Raw genomic sequence first — 17,681 nt, 5'->3', positions numbered from 1 at the left:
CTCGCTCCATTCGGTCGCCCCTCGTTCGGGGTAGGAGAGACGCCAAGGCGAGATACCGCGTGCGCTAGCAAGGTAGACCTCCATGAAAACTTCACTCACCCCACAAGAGATCAAAATCACCTTCTGCACTGTTTCAAGTTCGATCCTGCTGTGCTCGTCCATGGAGGCGCAGGCGGGTCCTGTGGCGGACGAGGCGACGCCCTGGTATCGCCAGGACATTCCCGTCATGACCCTCCCCGCCACGGTCGTGACTCCGGGTCCGCAACGGCTGAGCCCGCAACCGGATCTGCGCGGTACAAACCTGATCACCGAAGACCTCGCCCCCTCGGCCTGGGAGCAGCTTTACGGGCCGACGTCCCGTCAGGCGCAAACCGACGTCCTCAGCCCAGGCTTCGCCACGCCCGGTACCGGCGACTTCAAGGGCCCCGCCGTGCTGACCCTGAAAAGCAGCAGCGGCCACACCCAGCAGGTCGGCCTGATCGGCGGGGTCAATCAGATCAAGGGCAATGGCAACGGCCTGATCACCAGCCGCGCCCTCGCCGACCCGACCACCGACACCCTCAACCTGCAAGGCCAGAGCCTGGGCGCTTACTACAGTTTGATCGGCCCGCAGGGCTGGCATGTCGATCTGTCGGCCAGTGGCGGCCGGGTCAGCGGTTTCAGCCGTAACGAGCAAGGCGCACGCCTGGCCACCGAAGGCCGCGCGATGACGCTGTCGGTGGAAGGCGGATTCCCGATCGGTCTGGGGGAAAACTGGGTGGTTGAACCGCAGGCGCAATTGATCAACCAGCGCATCACCCTGGACACGCCCTATGCGGGCTCCGGCAATGCTTCTTCCAGTGACATTTCATCGTGGAGCGGCCGGGTCGGTGCACGCTTGAAAGGGAGCTACGATCTGAACGGTCTGCCGGTCGAGCCCTACGTGCGTACGAACTTGTGGCACACGGTGTACACCGGCAACACGGTGACGCTGGACCAGGTGGACAAGATCAGCAGCAGCCGCAAGTCCTCGACGGTGGAAGTCGGCCTGGGGCTGGTGGCCAGAATGACGCCGACGGTGAGCCTGTACGTCAGCGCCGATTACAGCAGCGACGTGGACGACAATGACCTGAACGGGTTGATTGGCAGCCTGGGGGTCCGGATGCGGTGGTAGAGACGAGCCTCAGATGATCGTTCCCACGCGCAGCGTGGGAACGATCTACACGTCAGGCTTCAGGTTTAAGGATCAACACCGCCAACGGCGGCAGATTCAGCTCCAGCGACAACGCCTGACCATGGCTGGCCACCTCTTCGGTGAACGCCCCGCCACCGTTGCCGTAATTGGAACCGGCATACGTGTCGGCGTCACTGTTGAGCAACTCCTTCCAGCGCCCGGCAAACGGTACGCCCACCCGATACGACTGGCGCGGCACCGGGGTGAAGTTGGCCACCACCAGCACAGGCGTTCCGTCCTTGCTCCATCGCAGCCACGCGTAAACGCTGTTGATCGCATCGTCACCGATCAACCACTGAAACCCTTGCGGCGCATCGTCCTGCTCGTGCAGCGCCGGCTCTTCGCGGTAGAGCCGGTTGAGGTCGCCGACCAGTTTCTGCACGCCTTTGTGCTCGGAATACTGCAGCAGATACCAGTCCAGCTGCTGATCGTGATTCCACTCGCGCCACTGGCCGAACTCGCAGCCCATGAACAGCAGCTTCTTGCCCGGATGGGTCCACATGAAACTCAGATAGGCCCGCAGGTTGGCGAATTTCTGCCAGCGGTCGCCGGGCATCTTGTCGATCAGCGAATGCTTGCCGTGCACCACCTCGTCGTGGGAGATCGGCAGGATGAAACGCTCGGACCAGGCGTAGACCAGGCCGAAACTCAACTCGTTGTGGTGATGGGCGCGGTACACCGGATCCTGCTGAATGTAATGCAGCGAATCGTGCATCCAGCCCATGTTCCATTTGTAGGCGAAACCGAGACCGCCCTGTTGGGTGCTCTGACTGACGCCCGGCCACGCCGTGGATTCCTCGGCGATCACCAGCGCCCCCGGTGCTTCCAGCGCCACCACATCGTTCAAGTGCCGCAGGAAGTCGATGGCTTCCAGGTTCTCGCGACCGCCATGACGATTGGGCACCCACTCGCCGGCCTTGCGCGAATAGTCGCGATAGAGCATCGACGCCACCGCATCGACCCGCAGCCCGTCGACGTGGAAATGTTTCAACCAGTGCAACGCCGAGGCGAGCATGTAACCGTGCACTTCGGTGCGGCCGAGGTTGTAGATCAGCGTGTCCCAATCCTGATGGAAGCCTTCCAGCGGATTGCCGTACTCATACAAGGCAGTGCCATCAAACTGCGCCAGACCGTGGGTATCGGTCGGGAAATGCGCTGGCACCCAGTCAAGAATCACACCGATATCGGCCTGATGGCAGGCGTTGATGAACGCCGCGAACTCGTCCGGCGTGCCGTAACGGGCACTCGGGGCGAACTGCGACAGCAACTGATAACCCCAGGAACCGCCGAACGGGTGCTCCATGATCGGCATCAGTTCGATGTGGGTGAAACCCAGCTCCCTCACATACGGAATCAAACGTTCGGCCAGCTCCGGCCAGGTGTACTGACGCGCCACTTCGCCGAGGTCGTCGAGTTCGCATTGCCAGGAACCAGCGTGCAATTCATAGATCGACAACGGCGCATTGTGTTGCTGACGCTCGCGTCGGCCGCTCATCCAGTCCTGATCCTGCCAGTCGATCTGCAACGGCGAGGCGACTTTCGACGCGGTGTCCGGCGGCAGGCTGGTGGCCAGCGCCATCGGGTCGGCCTTCAGTGGCAGGATGCCGTGGGCGCCGAGGATTTCGTATTTGTACAGATCCCCCGCCTGCAAGCGCGGAATGAACAATTCCCAAACGCCAGACGGATGCCGCAAGCGCATCGGATGCCGCCGGCCGTCCCAGACGTTGAAATCGCCGACCACCGACACCCGTCGGGCGTTCGGTGCCCACACGGCAAAGCGCACACCGTCGACACCATCGACGGTTTTCAACTGCGCGCCAAGGCAGCTACTGAGGTCGCGGTGATTGCCTTCGGCGAACAGATACAAGTCCATTTCACCGAGCAACTGACCAAAGCTGTAGGGATCTTCCGCGACCTGTTCGCCACCCGCCCAACGGGTACGCAACAGGTACGGCCGCGCCTCCTCGAAATGGCCGACGAACAGCCCCGGCGTTTCGGTGGCTTCCAGCGGGCCGCGCTCTTCGCCGCTGTGCCGGTCCAGCACCGAGACGCTCAACGCGCCAGGCAGATACGCCCGGATGAACTGCCCGCCGGCGCCATCGCCGTGGGGGCCGAGAATGGAAAACGGGTCGTGGTGTTCCGCGCGCACCAGGGCATCGATGTCCTTGGCTCTGGGCAGCAATCGTTCGTTAACGTGACCCTGTTCCTTGTTCGAGAAACTCATGACTACTCTCCACCAAGATCGGAAAAGGGTTTGAGCCCCGTCAATAACCCGTACAGACCGTGCAGCGGCACGGGCAGCCAGGTGGGGCGATTTTCGGCTTCATAGGCCACTTCGTAGGCCGCTTTCTCCAGACCGAACAACGCCAGTGCGGCGTCGGCACCTTCAGGATCTTGCCAGGCATGATCAAGACTAGCTGCCGCTTGGCGATATGCCTGGAGAAATGCTTCCCGGGCTTCACGCAGGTAACGCTCCGTGACCCGCCGACGCGCGGCTTCGGCCTCGGGGCTGTTGTCGACGTTGTGCACATTCAGGGCCATGGCCGCGGCATAGTCGAAGGAGCGCAGCACCCCGCTGACGTCCTTGTACGGACTGTGCTTGCCTCGGCGTTCGGCCAGTGGCCGCGCCGGTTCGCCCTCGAAGTCGATCAGATAGGCATCGCCCTTGATCACCAGCACTTGCCCCAAATGCAGATCGCCGTGCACACGAATGCGCAAGCCGCCGGCGGATTGCTTCGCCAGTTCCTGCACGTGGGCCAGGATGGTTTTCTTGTGGTCGAGCAAGCTTGCAACAAGCTTCTGATCCGCCCCGTCGAGTTCGCCCTGATGCTGCTTGAGCAGCTTAAGCGCATGCTCGACCTGCGCCGCGACATCCTTGCCGGTCTCCTGCGCATCCTTGGCCGAACTGACCTGCGGTGCGAAGTCCTTGTTGTCGCTGGGCGCTGCCAGCACCTGATGCATTTCCCCCAGACGCTGGCCGAGCATGCCGGCAAAATCCTTCAGCTCACCCAGAGCGTTGTAGTGTTGCGCCTGTTCGGACACGGCGTCGGCCAGTTCATCGCGCAACGCCCGTTCCAGGTTGTTCTGCGTCCACTCCCAGGCGTCGCCCTGATTGCTCAGATAGCCCTGCGCAATCATCAGCAGGTTGTCCTCGCCCTTCCCGTCGCGGCGAATCACCGAACCGAGCAGCGGTGAAATATTGGCGAATCCGGCAGCGGTCAGGTACGCGCTCATCTCCAGTTCCGGGTGTACGCCGGAAGCGACTTTGCGGATCAGCTTGAGCACCAGACTGTTGCCGATCACCACCGAACTGTTGGATTGCTCGGCGGACAGATAACGCACTTCGGACTCCGCACCGAGGCCGAGTTTTTCCAGTTGCGATGTGGCTTCGAAACGGATCTCGCCCTCACTGGATTCCAGCACCGTCCCGCCCTGCATGCCTTGCAACACCGCACGAATAAACGCTTCAAGACTGAACGCATCGGTAATCAACCCGACCTGACGCACCCGACGCACTCGCGCCAAAGCCAGTTGCTGCGGCAATGCCGGCCCGACCTGATCTTCGGCAATGAAGCCGAACGGCAATTGATAACGGCTGGTCTGCCCGCCGCTCTGCACTTCGATTTCGCTGAGCAATACCGGATGCTGGGCATCGCCGAAGCGCACGCCGTAGGCCAGTTTGACCTGGTCGATGGCAGCGTCCTTGCCGGCGAACCAGCGGCGATTTTGCAGCCAGTTCGGCAGGATCGCCTGTTCGAGGGTGGCCCGGGACGGCGCTTCGAGCAGTTCTTCCATGCGTTTTTTCAGCACCAGCGTGGTGAAGTCCGGCAGGCTCTGCGCCGGCTCGACGTGCCAGCTCGGCATCTGGTTTTCCGCCGCCAGGCCGAACCAGTAGAAACCGTAGGGCGGCAGAGTCAGCAGGAAACTCAGCTGGCCGATGGGCGGGAACGCGTTACCGCCGAGCATCTCCACCGGCACCATGCCGACGTAGGCCGACAAATCCAGTTCCACAGCCTGGGCACTGCGCGACACGTTGGCCACGCACAGGATGATTTCGTGCTTGCCGTCCGGCCCGGTGTATTCGCGGGTGTAAGCCAGGACGCGGCGGTTGGCCGGCGACAACATCTTCAAGGTGCCGCGACCGAACGCCTTGGACTGCTTGCGCACGGTCAGCAGACGCCGGGTCCAGTTCAGCAGCGAATGCGGGTCGCCGGCCTGGGTTTCGACGTTGACCGACTGAAAGCCGTATTGCGGGTCCATGATCGGCGGCAGCACCAGACTGGCCGGATCGGCGCGAGAGAAGCCGCCGTTGCGGTCGATCGACCACTGCATCGGGGTGCGCACGCCGTCGCGGTCACCCAGATAGATGTTGTCGCCCATGCCTATCTCATCGCCGTAATACAGGGTCGGTGTGCCGGGCATCGAAAGCAGCAGGCTGTTGAGCAGTTCGATGCGGCGGCGGTCGCGTTCCATCAACGGTGCCAGACGCCGGCGAATCCCGAGGTTGATCCGCGCGCGGCGGTCGGCGGCGTAGTAGTTCCACAGGTAGTCGCGTTCCTTGTCGGTGACCATCTCCAGCGTCAATTCATCGTGGTTGCGCAGGAAGATCGCCCATTGGCAATTGGCCGGGATCTCCGGGGTCTGGCGCAGGATATCGGTGATCGGAAAGCGATCTTCCTGGGCCAGCGCCATGTACATGCGCGGCATCAGCGGGAAGTGGAATGCCATATGGCACTCGTCGCCATTCACGCCCTCGGCGTCGGTGTCGCCGAAGTACAGCTGGGTGTCTTCCGGCCATTGGTTGGCTTCGGCCAGCAGCATGCGATCCGGGTAATTAGCGTCGATCTCGGCGCGGATCTGTTTGAGGACGTCGTGGGTTTCCGGAAGGTTTTCGTTGTTGGTGCCGTCGCGCTCGATCAGGTACGGAATCGCGTCCAGGCGCAGGCCATCGATGCCCATGTCCAGCCAGTAACGCATCACCGACAGCACGGCTTTCATGACTTGGGGGTTGTCAAAATTGAGGTCCGGCTGGTGCGAATAGAAGCGGTGCCAGAAGTACTGGCCGGCCACCGGGTCCCAGGTCCAGTTGGACTTCTCGGTGTCGAGGAAAATGATCCGGGTGCCGTCGTATTTCTGGTCGTCATCCGACCACACATAGAAGTCCCGCGCCGCCGAACCGGGCTTGGCCTTGCGCGCACGCTGGAACCACGGGTGCTGATCGGAGGTGTGGTTGATGACCAGCTCGGTAATCACCCGCAGCCCACGCTTGTGCGCCTCGGCAATGAACCGCTTGGCATCGGCCATCGTCCCGTAATCGCTGTGTACGCCACGGTATTCGGCGATGTCGTAACCGTCGTCGCGGCGTGGCGAGGGGTAGAACGGCAACAGCCAGATGGTGTTGACGCCGAGTTCGGCGATGTAATCGAGTTTGGCGATCAGCCCGGGAAAGTCGCCGATCCCGTCGTTGTTGGAGTCGAAAAAGGATTTGACGTGAACTTGATAGATAACCGCGTCCTTGTACCAGAGCGGATCCTTGATGAAGGTGGCTGACTTGGGTTTCTTCGCCATGTGAAACTCCTGTTCAATTCGCTGATGCCCTCGCCACAGGGGCTGATTTCAAAAGCTCAAGCGGCGCTGATCCGCCAGATTCCGAACGGCTGGTAAGCCGGGTCGATCCGCATGAACTGGTACTTGCCGTGCCAGTCCCAGCGATGGCCGTTCATCAGGTCTTCGCCGTGGGTGGTGGCATCGTCCGGCAGGCCCATTTCCCACAGCGGCAGCTCGAAATTCGCTTCCTGAACGTTATGCGGATCAAGGCTCACGGCCACCAGAACGAAGTTGCTGCCGTCCGCGCTGCGCTTGCCGAAATACAGAATGTTGTCGTTCCAGGCGTTGTAGATCTTCAGGCCGAGATGGCTGTGCAGCGCCGGGTTCTGGCGGCGGATGCGGTTGAGCTGGGCGATCTCGGCAATGATGTTGCCGGGCTGGTTGAAGTCGCGGACGCGGATCTCGTACTTCTCGGAATCGAGGTATTCCTCCTTGCCCGGCACCGGCGCCGATTCACACAGTTCAAACCCCGAATACATGCCCCACAGGCCCGAGCCCATGGTCGCCAGCGCCGCGCGGATGAGAAATCCGGGACGTCCCGACTCATGCAGGAACGCCGGGTTGATGTCCGGGGTGTTGACGAAGAAATTCGGCCGATAGCACTCACGCCAAGGCGATTCATTGAGTTCGCTGAAGTAGGTCGCCAGTTCGGCCTTGGTGTTGCGCCAGGTGAAATAGGTGTAGCTCTGGGTGTAACCGACCTTGCCCAGCCGCGCCATCATCGCAGGCGTAGTGAAGGCCTCGGCGAGAAAGATCACTTCCGGGTACAGCGTGCGCACATCGGCGATCAGCCATTGCCAGAACGGCAGCGGCTTGGTGTGCGGGTTGTCGACGCGAAAGATTTTCACGCCCTCCTGCACCCAGCCGACCACGATGTCACGCAGCTCGACCCACAGGCTCGGAATCGCTTCCGGCGCATAGAAGTCGACGTTGACGATGTCCTGGTATTTCTTCGGTGGGTTCTCCGCGTATTTGATCGTGCCGTCCGGCCGCCAGTTGAACCAGCCCGGATGCTGCTTGAGCCACGGGTGATCCTGGGAACACTGGATGGCGAAGTCGAGGGCGATTTCCAGACCGTGGTCAGCAGCGGCAGCCACCAGCCGACGGAAGTCCTCGCGGGTGCCGAGCTGCGAGTGAATCGCTTCGTGGCCGCCCTCCTCGCTGCCGATCGCATACGGGCTGCCGGGATCATCCGGGCCAGCGGTCAGGGAATTGTTGCGGCCCTTGCGATGGCTGCGGCCAATCGGGTGGATCGGCGTGAAGTACAACACGTCAAAACCCATGTCCTGAATCATCGGCAGACGCGAGTGCACGTCATTGAAGGTGCCGTGGCGGGCGGGATCGTCGGTGATCGAGCGGGGAAACAGTTCATACCAACTGGCGAATTCCGCCAGTTCGCGTTCAACGTCCACCGGGAATTCCGGGCTGAGGCTCAGGTAGGCGCGATGATCGGCCTCGGCCATCAGTTGCGCACTGCGCGAGTGCAGAAACAATGCGACCTGCTCGGTTTCGAGCAGGCCGGACAATTCGTGATGCAAGCCGGCCAGCTGTTCGCTGAGCTGACCTTCGCTGCGCTCGGCGGCCTGTTGCACCAGGGTGCGCCCCTCTTGCAGCTCGAGGCTGACCGGTACGGCGGCGGTGTGTTTCTTCTCCAGTTCGTACTGAAAACTGGCGAACTGGTCGATCCACGCTTCGATCAGGAACAGATAACGGCCCATGCGCTGCGGCTGAAACACACCGCGCCAGCCGTTGTTGCCCTGATCGCTCATGACTTCGGTCTGCCAGGACTCATCGCCCTCTTCGCGCCAGCGAATGCGCACCGCCAGTTTGTCGTGACCGTCGGCGAACACCTTGCTGGTGACCACGATCTCGCGGCCGGCAATTGCCTTGACCGCAAACTGTCCGCCGTCGAGGGTCGGCGCGGTGTTTTCAATGACGATGCGCGGCAGCAGCAAGGCCTGCGACAGTGGCATGTGCGGGTTGTAGCTCAGTTCGGAGGGTTTTTCAGCAGTCATTGAGCATCTCTCCTTAACGCCCCAAGGACGCTCGTTTGCCTGTTTGGCGGTCACGGCCGGGCCTGCACCCGGCGATGAACTCTCTCAGGTTCCGAGCGACCGTCGCCGGGAAAAGTTCACAGGGATTTGCCCCGCCACAAAATCGGATCGATTTCGCAGTGAAGTGGTCAATCCACTTAAGCACTTCCCACGCCAAGTGCCACACGGAGGTTCACCCGATGACTATTCCGATTCCGGCCGAAACACCTGATCCGAACATCGACAAACCGGTCCTGCCCGAGACCGAGCCGCAACCGATCCCCGAACAGGAACCGCCTGGCACCACGCCACCGCCCAAGGAAGAACCACCGACGACCATACCGCCGGTGATTGTGTGATCAGTGGGGTTGGTCGTGATCTTTCTCGAAGATCCTTACGATATGCGGCATCACACTGAAAACCCCCAGCGCCAGCAATGTACTGAGCACCGCCGTCGCCTCACGACCCAGACCGGCCGCGACGCCGATGGCGGCGGTCATCCATAAACCGGCGGCGGTGGTCAGGCCCTTGACGTGGCCTTCGTCGCCTTCGTGATTCTTGAGGATGGTGCCGGCGCCGAGAAAACCGATCCCGGCAATCACCCCCTGCACCACCCGGCTCATGGCATCGGCCTGGGAACCCGACAACTGCGGCACCAGCACAAACAACGCCGCGCCGAGGGCCACCAGCATGTGCGTTCGCACCCCGGCGGCCTTGCCCTTGTGTTCGCGCTCGAACCCGAGAATCCCGCCCAATATTGCCGCCATCAGCAGGCGCACAGTGATCCGCGTCAGCTGCGATGCATCGCCGATGTCGGCGAATTCCGCTTGCAGGGTTTCCCACACTTCATGCCACCAGGCGTTCATCGTGCAGTCCTTGTGAAGGGGCTATAGAAGGTGGACAGCGGCGACCATTAATCGGTTGCGTAGAACGATCAGCGGAGTGCGGGCCCTAACCTTTCAAGCCCCTCGGAAAAAGGACAGCCCCATGACCGTGCGCATCGAAAACCAGACCTGTTTCTTCGCCACCGAAAACGGCGAGGACATTCGCCTTTGCGGCGACCTGACTATCATCACCGACAGTGAAAAGGCCATGTCGGCGGTGGAGATCGAAGGCCGCCGGATCTACATCACCGAGGCCGAAGCCGATGCATTGACGGTGGCCGGCGCCACTGACGGGCGCAAACACCTGAAGGCCGAAACCAGTGATTCGGTGATTTGACTGACCCCGGTCAAGAACCGGCGCAGACGTCTGGGATAGGCATCTGCGCCTTGGCCTGCGGGCTGCTTCAAGTTGTCGCAGGCGTGGCTTCAAAACCCATCTGATACGCTTTTTATTGAAATACCTGAGTCTGTTATGCAAACAGATCGGCGCTCATAGTTCACTGGCCTGATGGAGGCTGATGAGCGAACGACCATGAGCGAACGAATCCCCGTCCGAACCGTAGAAGCATCTCCCCAGATAAAAAAAGTACCGGCGCGCCCAATGAAGGCGAAACACGCCACCAGCGACAACCAGATCTTCACCCGCAGCTTCACCGGCCTGTTTCGTACCTTGCGCATAAGCGGCGCGGGATTTCTGTTCCTTTTGTTTTTCGGCACGGTGTGGCTGAACTGGGGCGGTCGTCAGGCAGTGCTCTGGGACCTTTCCGAAAGCAAGTTCCACATCTTTGGCGCGACCTTCTGGCCACAGGATTTCATTCTGCTGTCGGCGCTGCTGATCATTGCCGCGTTCGGCCTGTTCGCCATTACCGTGTTCGCCGGCCGGGTCTGGTGTGGCTACACCTGCCCGCAGAGTTCGTGGACGTGGATCTTCATGTGGTGCGAGAAGATCACCGAAGGCGAACGCAACCAGCGGATCAAGCTGCAAGCGGCGCCCTGGAGCCTGAACAAACTGGCGCGGCGCGCGGCCAAGCACACGCTGTGGCTGGCGATCAGTGTGCTGACCGGCCTGACTTTCGTCGGCTACTTCACCCCGATCCGGCCATTGGCCGAAGAGTTGCTGACCTTGCAGATCGGCGGTGTCAGTCTGTTCTGGGTACTGTTCTTCACCGCCGCCACCTACATCAATGCCGGCTGGTTGCGTGAAGCGGTGTGCATGCACATGTGCCCGTATGCGCGGTTCCAGAGCGTGATGTTCGACAAGGACACCCTGGCGATTTCCTACGACGCCGCCCGTGGCGAAAACCGTGGCCCGCGCAAACGCGAAGTGAAACCGGCCGAAGCCGGCCTCGGCGATTGCATCGACTGCCAGCTGTGCGTGCAGGTCTGCCCGACCGGCATCGACATCCGCGACGGCCTGCAAATGGAATGCATCGGCTGCGCGGCGTGCATCGACGCCTGCGACTCGATCATGGACAAGATGAATTACCCCCGTGGCCTGATTCGCTATACCTCCGAGCGCGAGTTGCAGGGTGGCAAGACGCACCTCCTGCGCCCGAGATTGATCGGCTACGTCGCGGTGCTGATGGTGATGATCGGCGCCCTCGCCCTGGCGTTGGTGGAACGGCCAATGGTGTCGCTGGACGTAACCAAGGACCGAGGCCTGTTCCGCGAGAACGGTCAGGGCCAGATCGAAAACATTTACACCCTCAAGGTCATCAACAAGACCCAGCAGCGCCAGGACTACAACCTGAGCCTGGTGGATGGCGATGGCTTCCAGTTACAAGGCAAGACCGAACTGAGCCTGGCAGCAGGCGAGATCGTCGATGTGCCAGTGTCGGTGGCAATGACCACGGAACGTGCGGCCAGCAGCTCGCAGACCTTGAGCTTCAAGATTGCCGACAGTGATGAGCCTGAGGTTTATAGCGTGGCCAAGAGCCGGTTTGTTGCGCCGATGAATCGGTGAGCCGTTAGAATCTCCCCCCTCACCCCCAACCCTCTCCCGGAGGGAGAGGGAGCCGACCGAGGTATCTGGCGCTATACGTCGACCTGAAATACCGCGTCGATTATGGATTCACTGCAGCACGATCAGGTCGGCGTAACTCTGAAGCATCCCGCAATCAGTCCCCTCTCCCTCCGGGCGGTCCGACGTTTCGGGAGGGCTAGGGTGAGGGCTGATGCCACTGACCCACCACAAAAAACACCAAACACCACGTACCAAGGCCCCCGATGAAACGCTACGAAAAATTCGCCGACGACATCGCTGAACTGATCCGCTCCGGCGTCCTCGGCCCCGGTCAGCGGGTGCCGTCGGTGCGCTACGCAAGCCAGACTTACGGCGTCAGCCCGTCCACGGTATTCCAGGCGTATTACCTGCTGGAACGTCGCGGCCTGATCCGCGCCCGGCCGCGCTCCGGCTACTTCGTCAACACCTACGCGCCGAGCCCGTTCTCGGAGCCGGTGATCAGCAGTCAGGTCAACGAGTCCACCAAGGTCGACGTCAGCGAACTGGTGTTCTCGGTACTCGAGTCGATCAAAGACCCGAGCACCGTACCGTTCGGCTCGGCGTTCCCCAGCCCGACGCTGTTCCCGCTGCAGCGCCTGTCCCGTTCACTGGCCAGCGCCGCGCGGGAAATGGACCCGCGCATGGTGGTCACCGACATGTCGCCGGGCAATCCGCAACTGCGTCGGCAGATCGCGCTGCGCTACATGGTCGGCGGGCTGATGCTGCCGATGGAAGAGCTGCTGATCACCAACGGCGCCCTCGAAGCGCTGAACCTGTGCCTGCAAGCGGTGACCGAACCTGGCGATCTGGTGGCCATCGAAGCCCCGGCGTTCTACGCCAGCCTGCAAGTGCTCGAACGCCTGAAGCTCAAAGCCGTGGAAATCCCCGTGCACCCGCGCGACGGCATCGACCTCGGCGTGCTCGCCCAGACGCTTGAGCGGCACCCGATCAAGGCCTGCTGGTGCATGACCAGTTTCCAGAACCCGATGGGCGCGACCATGCCCGAGGCCAAGAAACAGGAACTGGTGCAATTGCTGAAACAGCATCAGGTGCCGCTGATCGAAGACGACGTCTACGCCGAACTCTATTACGGTCAGCAGGCGCCAAAACCGGCCAAGGCCTTCGACACCGAAGGTCTGGTGATGCATTGCGGCTCGTTCGCCAAAAGCCTGGCCCCCGGCTACCGCATCGGCTGGGTCGCCGCCGGGCGCTACGCGCAAAAGATCGAACGACTGAAGCTGATGACCTCGCTGTGCGCCTCGATGCCCGCGCAAGCGGCTATCGCCGACTACCTGCAACACGGCGGCTACGACCGCCACCTGCGCAAACTGCGCTACGCCCTGGAAGAACAGCAAAGCGCGATGCTCGCCGCCATCGCCCGTTACTTCCCGGCGCAGACGCGCGTGAGCCAACCGGCCGGCGGCTACTTCCTGTGGCTGGAACTGCCACCGCAGATGGATTCGTTGAAGTTGTTTCAGATGGCGCTGGCGCAGGGCATCAGCATCGCGCCGGGGCCGATTTTTTCGCCGACCCAGCGCTTTCGCAATTGCATCCGTTTGAACTACGGCAGCCCGTGGACCGAGGATGCGGAAAAGGCGATGGAGACGTTGGGGCGGATTGTGCGGTCGTTCTGAGCCACCACTCAAGGCGAGTTACTGAACAGTTCAACACTGTTTGTATGGCCCGGGTCGGGTTTCGGGATCTGCCCTGCTGCAATCAGCACTGTTCAACGGTAAACCGAAAGGGTTCGTCAGCCCCCCCCGACCAGCAGGACGCGCCCAGCCTCCAGCAGCGTCGCTGTTTGCAGCATTCGAGGCGTCGGCAGTGGTTCGATTTCTCTCCAGAGGCGGCGTTGTCGGTTGCCGAGTAGCTACCAGCAACCAGAACCTCGCCTGTATCGAGCAATTGCGCGGAGGACAACTTTACTTTCGCCGACCTAGTGTTTTCGCAATTGCATTTGGTTGAGACACCGAGGATTCGGCGAAGGCGATGGAGTCGCTGGGTGAAAAAACCTGATTGACCTGTAACTTCTGACAGTAGACAACACTTTTCCATAGGATTTTACTGAGAAGACGTAGAAAAATTTCTACGGGTGGAAATCAATATTTATCACCCACGGAGTTTCCATGAAAAACTTGATCGCTCAAACTAACAACGCTGTCTCAACCGCTGCCATACCGCCACCTCAAGCGATATTCGACTACGCCCACCCATCCGGACCGTTATTTTTTACTTCATCAACGCCTTCATCGGGCTCAGTAATCCTGATACAGCCAGACCCACAGACAATAACAGGCGACACATTCAAATTGTATTTCAACGCAGTTACGACTCACACTGAATCCTTTGTTATCAACGACCCCAATAAAGCAGTTGAATTTAATCTGGCACTCAGCCTGATTGTCGCAAACTCCGATCCAGACAGGCTTGTCAGTGGACAGATGTATTACGACATCATTCCTGTCGATAGTCCCGTAAGACAGTCTGGCATGCTCCCTTTCTTTGTAACTTCACGGGCAAAGACCACTCCCCCTCCTTTGGCGCCGGGCGTCGACCCTGATAACTTTGATCCATACAGCATTCCGCCGCCAGGTCTGACAGTGCAATTTCCAAGCAACAAATCTATCCTTCATGCACGCTGGGTCAGCTACGGCAAAAACGGGAAACTCTTATATGAGGAAACTTTCAACACCAATGGTACTTCCGTGATTAGTCAAGCCGTTCTAAATATCACAGAGCGAGGTGGATATGTGGTAATTCACTACTACGGTCTTAACGAGGACAACATCTTGGGGCCGTCATTACCCCTAAGACTTCGAGTTATATGAAAACCACTAACCAACAAAACAGGACAAGGAAGTCAAGCAGAGATCACAACTTCCTTGGTCCTTCTTTTTATACTGTTTACTCAATCACTGACCCTGTTTAACGTCCGCCGCCGAGGTCGACAAAAGTCCCGGTCGCATACGAAGCCTTGTCCGACAGCAACCACACAATCGCCTCCGCCACTTCATCCGGCCGCCCACCCCGGGCCATCGGAATCGCCGACTCCAGCTTGCTGACCCGATCCGGATCGCCGCTCAACGCATGAAAATCGGTGTAGATGTAACCCGGACGCACCGCATTCACCCGAATCCCCTCGCCCGCCACTTCCTTGGACAGGCCGATGGTGAACGTATCCAGCGCGCCTTTGGACGCTGCGTAATCGACGTATTCATTGGGCGAACCCAGCCGCGCGGCAACCGAGGAGACGTTGACGATGCTGCCGCCCTGCCCGCCATGCTTGGGCGACATGCGCAGGATCGCGTGCTTGGCGCAGAGGATCGGCGCCAGGACGTTGGTTTTCATGATTTTGAGGATGCGGAATTCGGACATTTCGTCGACCCGCGACTTGTGTCCGACGGTGCCGGCGTTGTTCACCAGGGCGGTGACGCGACCCAGTTCGCTGTCGACCCGGTTGAACAACGCGATCACTTCGTCTTCGATACTGACGTCGGCACGGACGGCGATGGCAGTGGCGCCGCGTTCACGTACCTGGTCGAGCACGTGGTGGGCCGCCTGTTCGTCCGTCTGGTAATTGATGCAGATCCGGTAGCCTTGCTCGGCAGCCAACAACGCGGTGGCGGCGCCGATTCCACGACCGCCGCCGGTGATCACAATGACTTTATCCATGCTGGCCTTTCCCCCGATGCACACGTAACAGTCGGGGCAAGAATAACCGTCATTGCAGGGTTTTGCATGACCTGCGATTAGCGGCTCAGCTCACCGTCAAGGGTTTGCCGCGCACGATGTCCTGCAGGAAGCGATCCGCCGGCATCGGGTGACCGAGCAGATAACCCTGCAGCGAATCGCAGCCCAGTTGCGTCAGGAAGTCTTGCTGCGAATCGGTTTCCACACCTTCGGCCACGATGCGCAGGCCCAGCGCCTGACCAAGGGCGACAATCGCCGAGACGATGGCCGCGTCATCGCTGTCGTGCTCCAGATCGCGGACGAAACCGCGATCGATCTTCAGCTCGTTGGCCGGCAGACGCTTGAGGTACATCAGGCTCGAATAACCGGTGCCGAAGTCGTCGATGGACAGGTCGACGCCCATGTCGGACAGCTCCTGCAACACCGTCATGCTCGCGTCGGCGTCGCTCATGGCGGTGGTTTCGGTGATTTCCAGGGTCAGGCTGTTGGCCGGCAAATGGTGGGTCGCCAGGGCCTTGGCCACGCTGCGCACCAGTCCGGCATGGCAGAACTGCAACGCCGACAGGTTCACCGCGATTCGCCAGTCGGTGTAGCCCAGCACGTACCATTCGCGCATCTGCCGGCAGGCCTCGTTGAGCACCCACTCGCCAATCGGAATGATCAGCCCGGTCTTCTCTGCCAGATCGATAAACTTGTCCGGCATCAGCATGCCTTGGGTCGGATGTTCCCAGCGCAACAAGGCTTCGGCACCGACCGGACGACCGTCGGCTGCATGGAACTTGGGTTGGTAATGCAGGCTGAACTCGCCGTGTTCCAGCGCCGCGCGCAAGTCCTGCAGCAATTGCAGTTGCTTGCGCGCGTTACTGTTCATCGAGACATCGAAGAAGCTGTAGCCGTTTTTGCCGCCGCCCTTGGCGTGGTACATCGCCGCGTCGGCATTCATCAGCAGTTCCTGGGCGTTCTGGCCGTTGCCCGGATACAGCGCAATGCCGACGCTGGCGGAAATCTGCAGGTCATGTTCGGCGACCCGGAACGACTGCGCGATCAGGCCGACCTGACGCGCCGCCAGACCCAGCGCATCGTTGGGCTCGGTCAGGCGCACCAACAGCACGAATTCATCGCCGCCGATCCGCGCCAGCGTGTCGATACTGCGCAAATCTTCACGCAGACGTATCCCCACTTCGCGCAGCAACTGGTCCCCCATGTGGTGACCGAAAGCGTCATTGACCGGTTTGAAGCCGTCCAGGTCGATGAACATCAGCGCAAAGCAACCGCCCTGCTCGTTGACCTCTTTCATCGCTTGATTGATGCGGTCATCCAGCAACATCCGGTTCGGCAGGCCGGTCAGGGTGTCATGCAGGGCCAGCTGGGTGAGTTCGCGGTTGGCCACGGTCAACGAATGGGCCAGATCGGCGGTTCGCGCTTCGAGGCGGACATCGAGAATCGAGGTCAGCAGCGCAATGGTCAGCACCGCCAGCGTGGTGATCAGCACCAGATTGTCGAGGCCGTTGCCGTTCAGGCCGCTGAGTGCCGCGCCGCAGAAACTGCCGTCGGGAAAGCGCGCCGCCGCCATGCCGGTGTAGTGCATGCCGACAATCGCCACGCCCATGACGATCGCCGCCCCGGCACGGAACAGCCGCACGTAAGGCGACTGCTGACGCAGACGAAAGGCGATCCACAACGCTGCCGCCGACGCGCCGACAGCGATCAGCAGAGAGGCGCCGAACAACCTCGGATCGTAGTCGATCCCCGGCTGCATGCGCATCGCGGCCATGCCTGTGTAATGCATGGCGCTGATACCGGCGCCCATGATCAATGCGCCAAAGGCCAGCTGCCAGGCCGGCAGTTTCGGCTGACTGACCAGCCACAGGGCAAAACCGCAGGACAGCACAGCGATCAGCAATGAGAGCGCCGTGATCGAAATGTCGTAACCGAGGCTGATCGGCAGCTTGAACGCCAGCATGCCGATGAAGTGCATCGACCAGACGCCGATACCCATGGCAAATGCTCCGCCGGCCGTCCACAACTGCACGGCGCGACCCTTGGCAGTGGCAATGCGCCCGGTGAGATCGAGCGCGGTGTAGGAAGCGAGGATCGCCACACACAGCGAAATGAAAACCAGCGTGAAGGAATAGCTACCGATGAGCATGAGCATTCTCGTGAACACCCCACCGTACTGCTTCCGTTCTCGGCGGGGCCAAATGCGCCGATTGTACTGATTGCGCAGAAGAATTCACTGACAAAGTAATCAA

12 protein-coding genes are annotated in these 17,681 nt (G+C 60.8%); 6 read left to right on the top strand and 6 right to left on the bottom strand.

Annotation, left to right across the window (positions count from 1 at the left end):
• Positions 1-82 precede the first annotated feature (82 nt).
• Positions 83-1,153, top strand: coding sequence for an autotransporter domain-containing protein (locus tag KJY40_RS14500; RefSeq protein ID WP_230737617.1), 1,071 nt, complete (start codon positions 83-85; stop codon positions 1,151-1,153).
• Positions 1,154-1,205: 52 nt separating this feature from the next.
• Here the strand turns inward: KJY40_RS14500 and glgB are convergent, their stop codons facing one another.
• Genes glgB through KJY40_RS14485 form a run of 3 tightly spaced genes read right to left on the bottom strand, consistent with a single transcriptional unit; the run spans position 1,206 to position 8,835 of the window.
• Positions 1,206-3,437, bottom strand: coding sequence for a 1,4-alpha-glucan branching protein GlgB (glgB, locus tag KJY40_RS14495; protein WP_230737616.1), 2,232 nt, complete (start codon positions 3,435-3,437; stop codon positions 1,206-1,208).
• A 2-nt stretch (positions 3,438-3,439) separates the two neighbouring features.
• Entirely contained in the window at positions 3,440-6,781 is a 3,342-nt protein-coding gene (gene treS, locus KJY40_RS14490) for a maltose alpha-D-glucosyltransferase (protein WP_230737615.1), read from the bottom strand.
• A gap of 56 nt (positions 6,782-6,837) precedes the next feature.
• Positions 6,838-8,835, bottom strand: coding sequence for an alpha-1,4-glucan--maltose-1-phosphate maltosyltransferase (locus tag KJY40_RS14485; RefSeq protein WP_230737614.1), 1,998 nt, complete (start codon positions 8,833-8,835; stop codon positions 6,838-6,840).
• A gap of 218 nt (positions 8,836-9,053) precedes the next feature.
• Between KJY40_RS14485 and KJY40_RS14480 the strand changes: the two genes are divergently transcribed.
• Positions 9,054-9,212 (top strand): hypothetical protein, encoded by a 159-nt coding sequence (locus KJY40_RS14480; protein WP_230737613.1) that lies wholly within the window; start codon positions 9,054-9,056, stop codon positions 9,210-9,212.
• Here KJY40_RS14480 and KJY40_RS14475 read toward each other — a convergent pair whose 3' ends face one another.
• Positions 9,213-9,719: an MgtC/SapB family protein gene (locus tag KJY40_RS14475; protein WP_115077809.1), complete on the bottom strand. Its 507-nt coding sequence runs from the start codon at positions 9,717-9,719 to the stop codon at positions 9,213-9,215.
• A 121-nt stretch (positions 9,720-9,840) separates the two neighbouring features.
• On the opposite strand from KJY40_RS14475, the gene KJY40_RS14470 reads away from it, so the two are divergent.
• From KJY40_RS14470 to KJY40_RS14455, 4 genes are all read left to right on the top strand, one after another.
• Positions 9,841-10,074 carry a DUF3203 family protein gene (locus KJY40_RS14470; protein WP_230737612.1) on the top strand — a complete coding sequence of 78 codons (234 nt, stop codon included), beginning with the start codon at positions 9,841-9,843 and terminating at the stop codon, positions 10,072-10,074.
• Positions 10,075-10,269: 195 nt separating this feature from the next.
• The gene (gene ccoG / locus KJY40_RS14465; protein ID WP_230737611.1) at positions 10,270-11,700 is read left to right on the top strand and encodes a cytochrome c oxidase accessory protein CcoG; all 1,431 of its coding nucleotides are present in this window, start codon (positions 10,270-10,272) and stop codon (positions 11,698-11,700) included.
• A gap of 263 nt (positions 11,701-11,963) precedes the next feature.
• Positions 11,964-13,373 (top strand): GntR family transcriptional regulator MpaR, encoded by a 1,410-nt coding sequence (gene mapR / locus KJY40_RS14460; RefSeq protein ID WP_230737610.1) that lies wholly within the window; start codon positions 11,964-11,966, stop codon positions 13,371-13,373.
• A gap of 492 nt (positions 13,374-13,865) precedes the next feature.
• A complete protein-coding gene (locus KJY40_RS14455) occupies positions 13,866-14,567 on the top strand; it encodes a hypothetical protein (protein ID WP_230737609.1) in 702 nt (233 codons plus the stop codon).
• A gap of 97 nt (positions 14,568-14,664) precedes the next feature.
• On the opposite strand, the gene KJY40_RS14450 is transcribed toward KJY40_RS14455, so the two are convergent.
• Together KJY40_RS14450 and KJY40_RS14445 are read right to left on the bottom strand one after the other, a co-directional pair.
• Positions 14,665-15,411, bottom strand: coding sequence for an SDR family oxidoreductase (locus KJY40_RS14450; protein WP_011333945.1), 747 nt, complete (start codon positions 15,409-15,411; stop codon positions 14,665-14,667).
• Between the two features lie 85 nt (positions 15,412-15,496).
• Positions 15,497-17,578, bottom strand: a complete 2,082-nt coding sequence (locus tag KJY40_RS14445) for a putative bifunctional diguanylate cyclase/phosphodiesterase (RefSeq protein ID WP_230737608.1) — start codon at positions 17,576-17,578, stop codon at positions 15,497-15,499.
• Positions 17,579-17,681 lie beyond the last annotated feature (103 nt).

The sequence above is a fragment of the Pseudomonas fitomaticsae genome (assembly GCF_021018765.1).
In the GTDB taxonomy this organism is placed as follows: domain Bacteria; phylum Pseudomonadota; class Gammaproteobacteria; order Pseudomonadales; family Pseudomonadaceae; genus Aquipseudomonas; species Aquipseudomonas fitomaticsae.
Note: the sequence above shows the minus strand (reverse complement) of the source record. Positions and strands in the feature narration are given on the sequence as shown.

Bases quoted from the DNA above. Each gene is read 5' to 3' on its own strand.
- KJY40_RS14500 (WP_230737617.1), top strand. From the start codon at position 83: ATGAAAACTTCACTCACCCCACAAGAGATCAAAATCACCTTCTGCACT.
- glgB (WP_230737616.1), bottom strand. From the start codon at position 3,437: ATGAGTTTCTCGAACAAGGAACAGGGTCACGTTAACGAACGATTGCTG.
- treS (WP_230737615.1), bottom strand. From the start codon at position 6,781: ATGGCGAAGAAACCCAAGTCAGCCACCTTCATCAAGGATCCGCTCTGG.
- KJY40_RS14485 (WP_230737614.1), bottom strand. From the start codon at position 8,835: ATGACTGCTGAAAAACCCTCCGAACTGAGCTACAACCCGCACATGCCA.
- KJY40_RS14480 (WP_230737613.1), top strand. From the start codon at position 9,054: ATGACTATTCCGATTCCGGCCGAAACACCTGATCCGAACATCGACAAA.
- KJY40_RS14475 (WP_115077809.1), bottom strand. From the start codon at position 9,719: ATGAACGCCTGGTGGCATGAAGTGTGGGAAACCCTGCAAGCGGAATTC.
- KJY40_RS14470 (WP_230737612.1), top strand. From the start codon at position 9,841: ATGACCGTGCGCATCGAAAACCAGACCTGTTTCTTCGCCACCGAAAAC.
- ccoG (WP_230737611.1), top strand. From the start codon at position 10,270: ATGAGCGAACGAATCCCCGTCCGAACCGTAGAAGCATCTCCCCAGATA.
- mapR (WP_230737610.1), top strand. From the start codon at position 11,964: ATGAAACGCTACGAAAAATTCGCCGACGACATCGCTGAACTGATCCGC.
- KJY40_RS14455 (WP_230737609.1), top strand. From the start codon at position 13,866: ATGAAAAACTTGATCGCTCAAACTAACAACGCTGTCTCAACCGCTGCC.
- KJY40_RS14450 (WP_011333945.1), bottom strand. From the start codon at position 15,411: ATGGATAAAGTCATTGTGATCACCGGCGGCGGTCGTGGAATCGGCGCC.
- KJY40_RS14445 (WP_230737608.1), bottom strand. From the start codon at position 17,578: ATGCTCATCGGTAGCTATTCCTTCACGCTGGTTTTCATTTCGCTGTGT.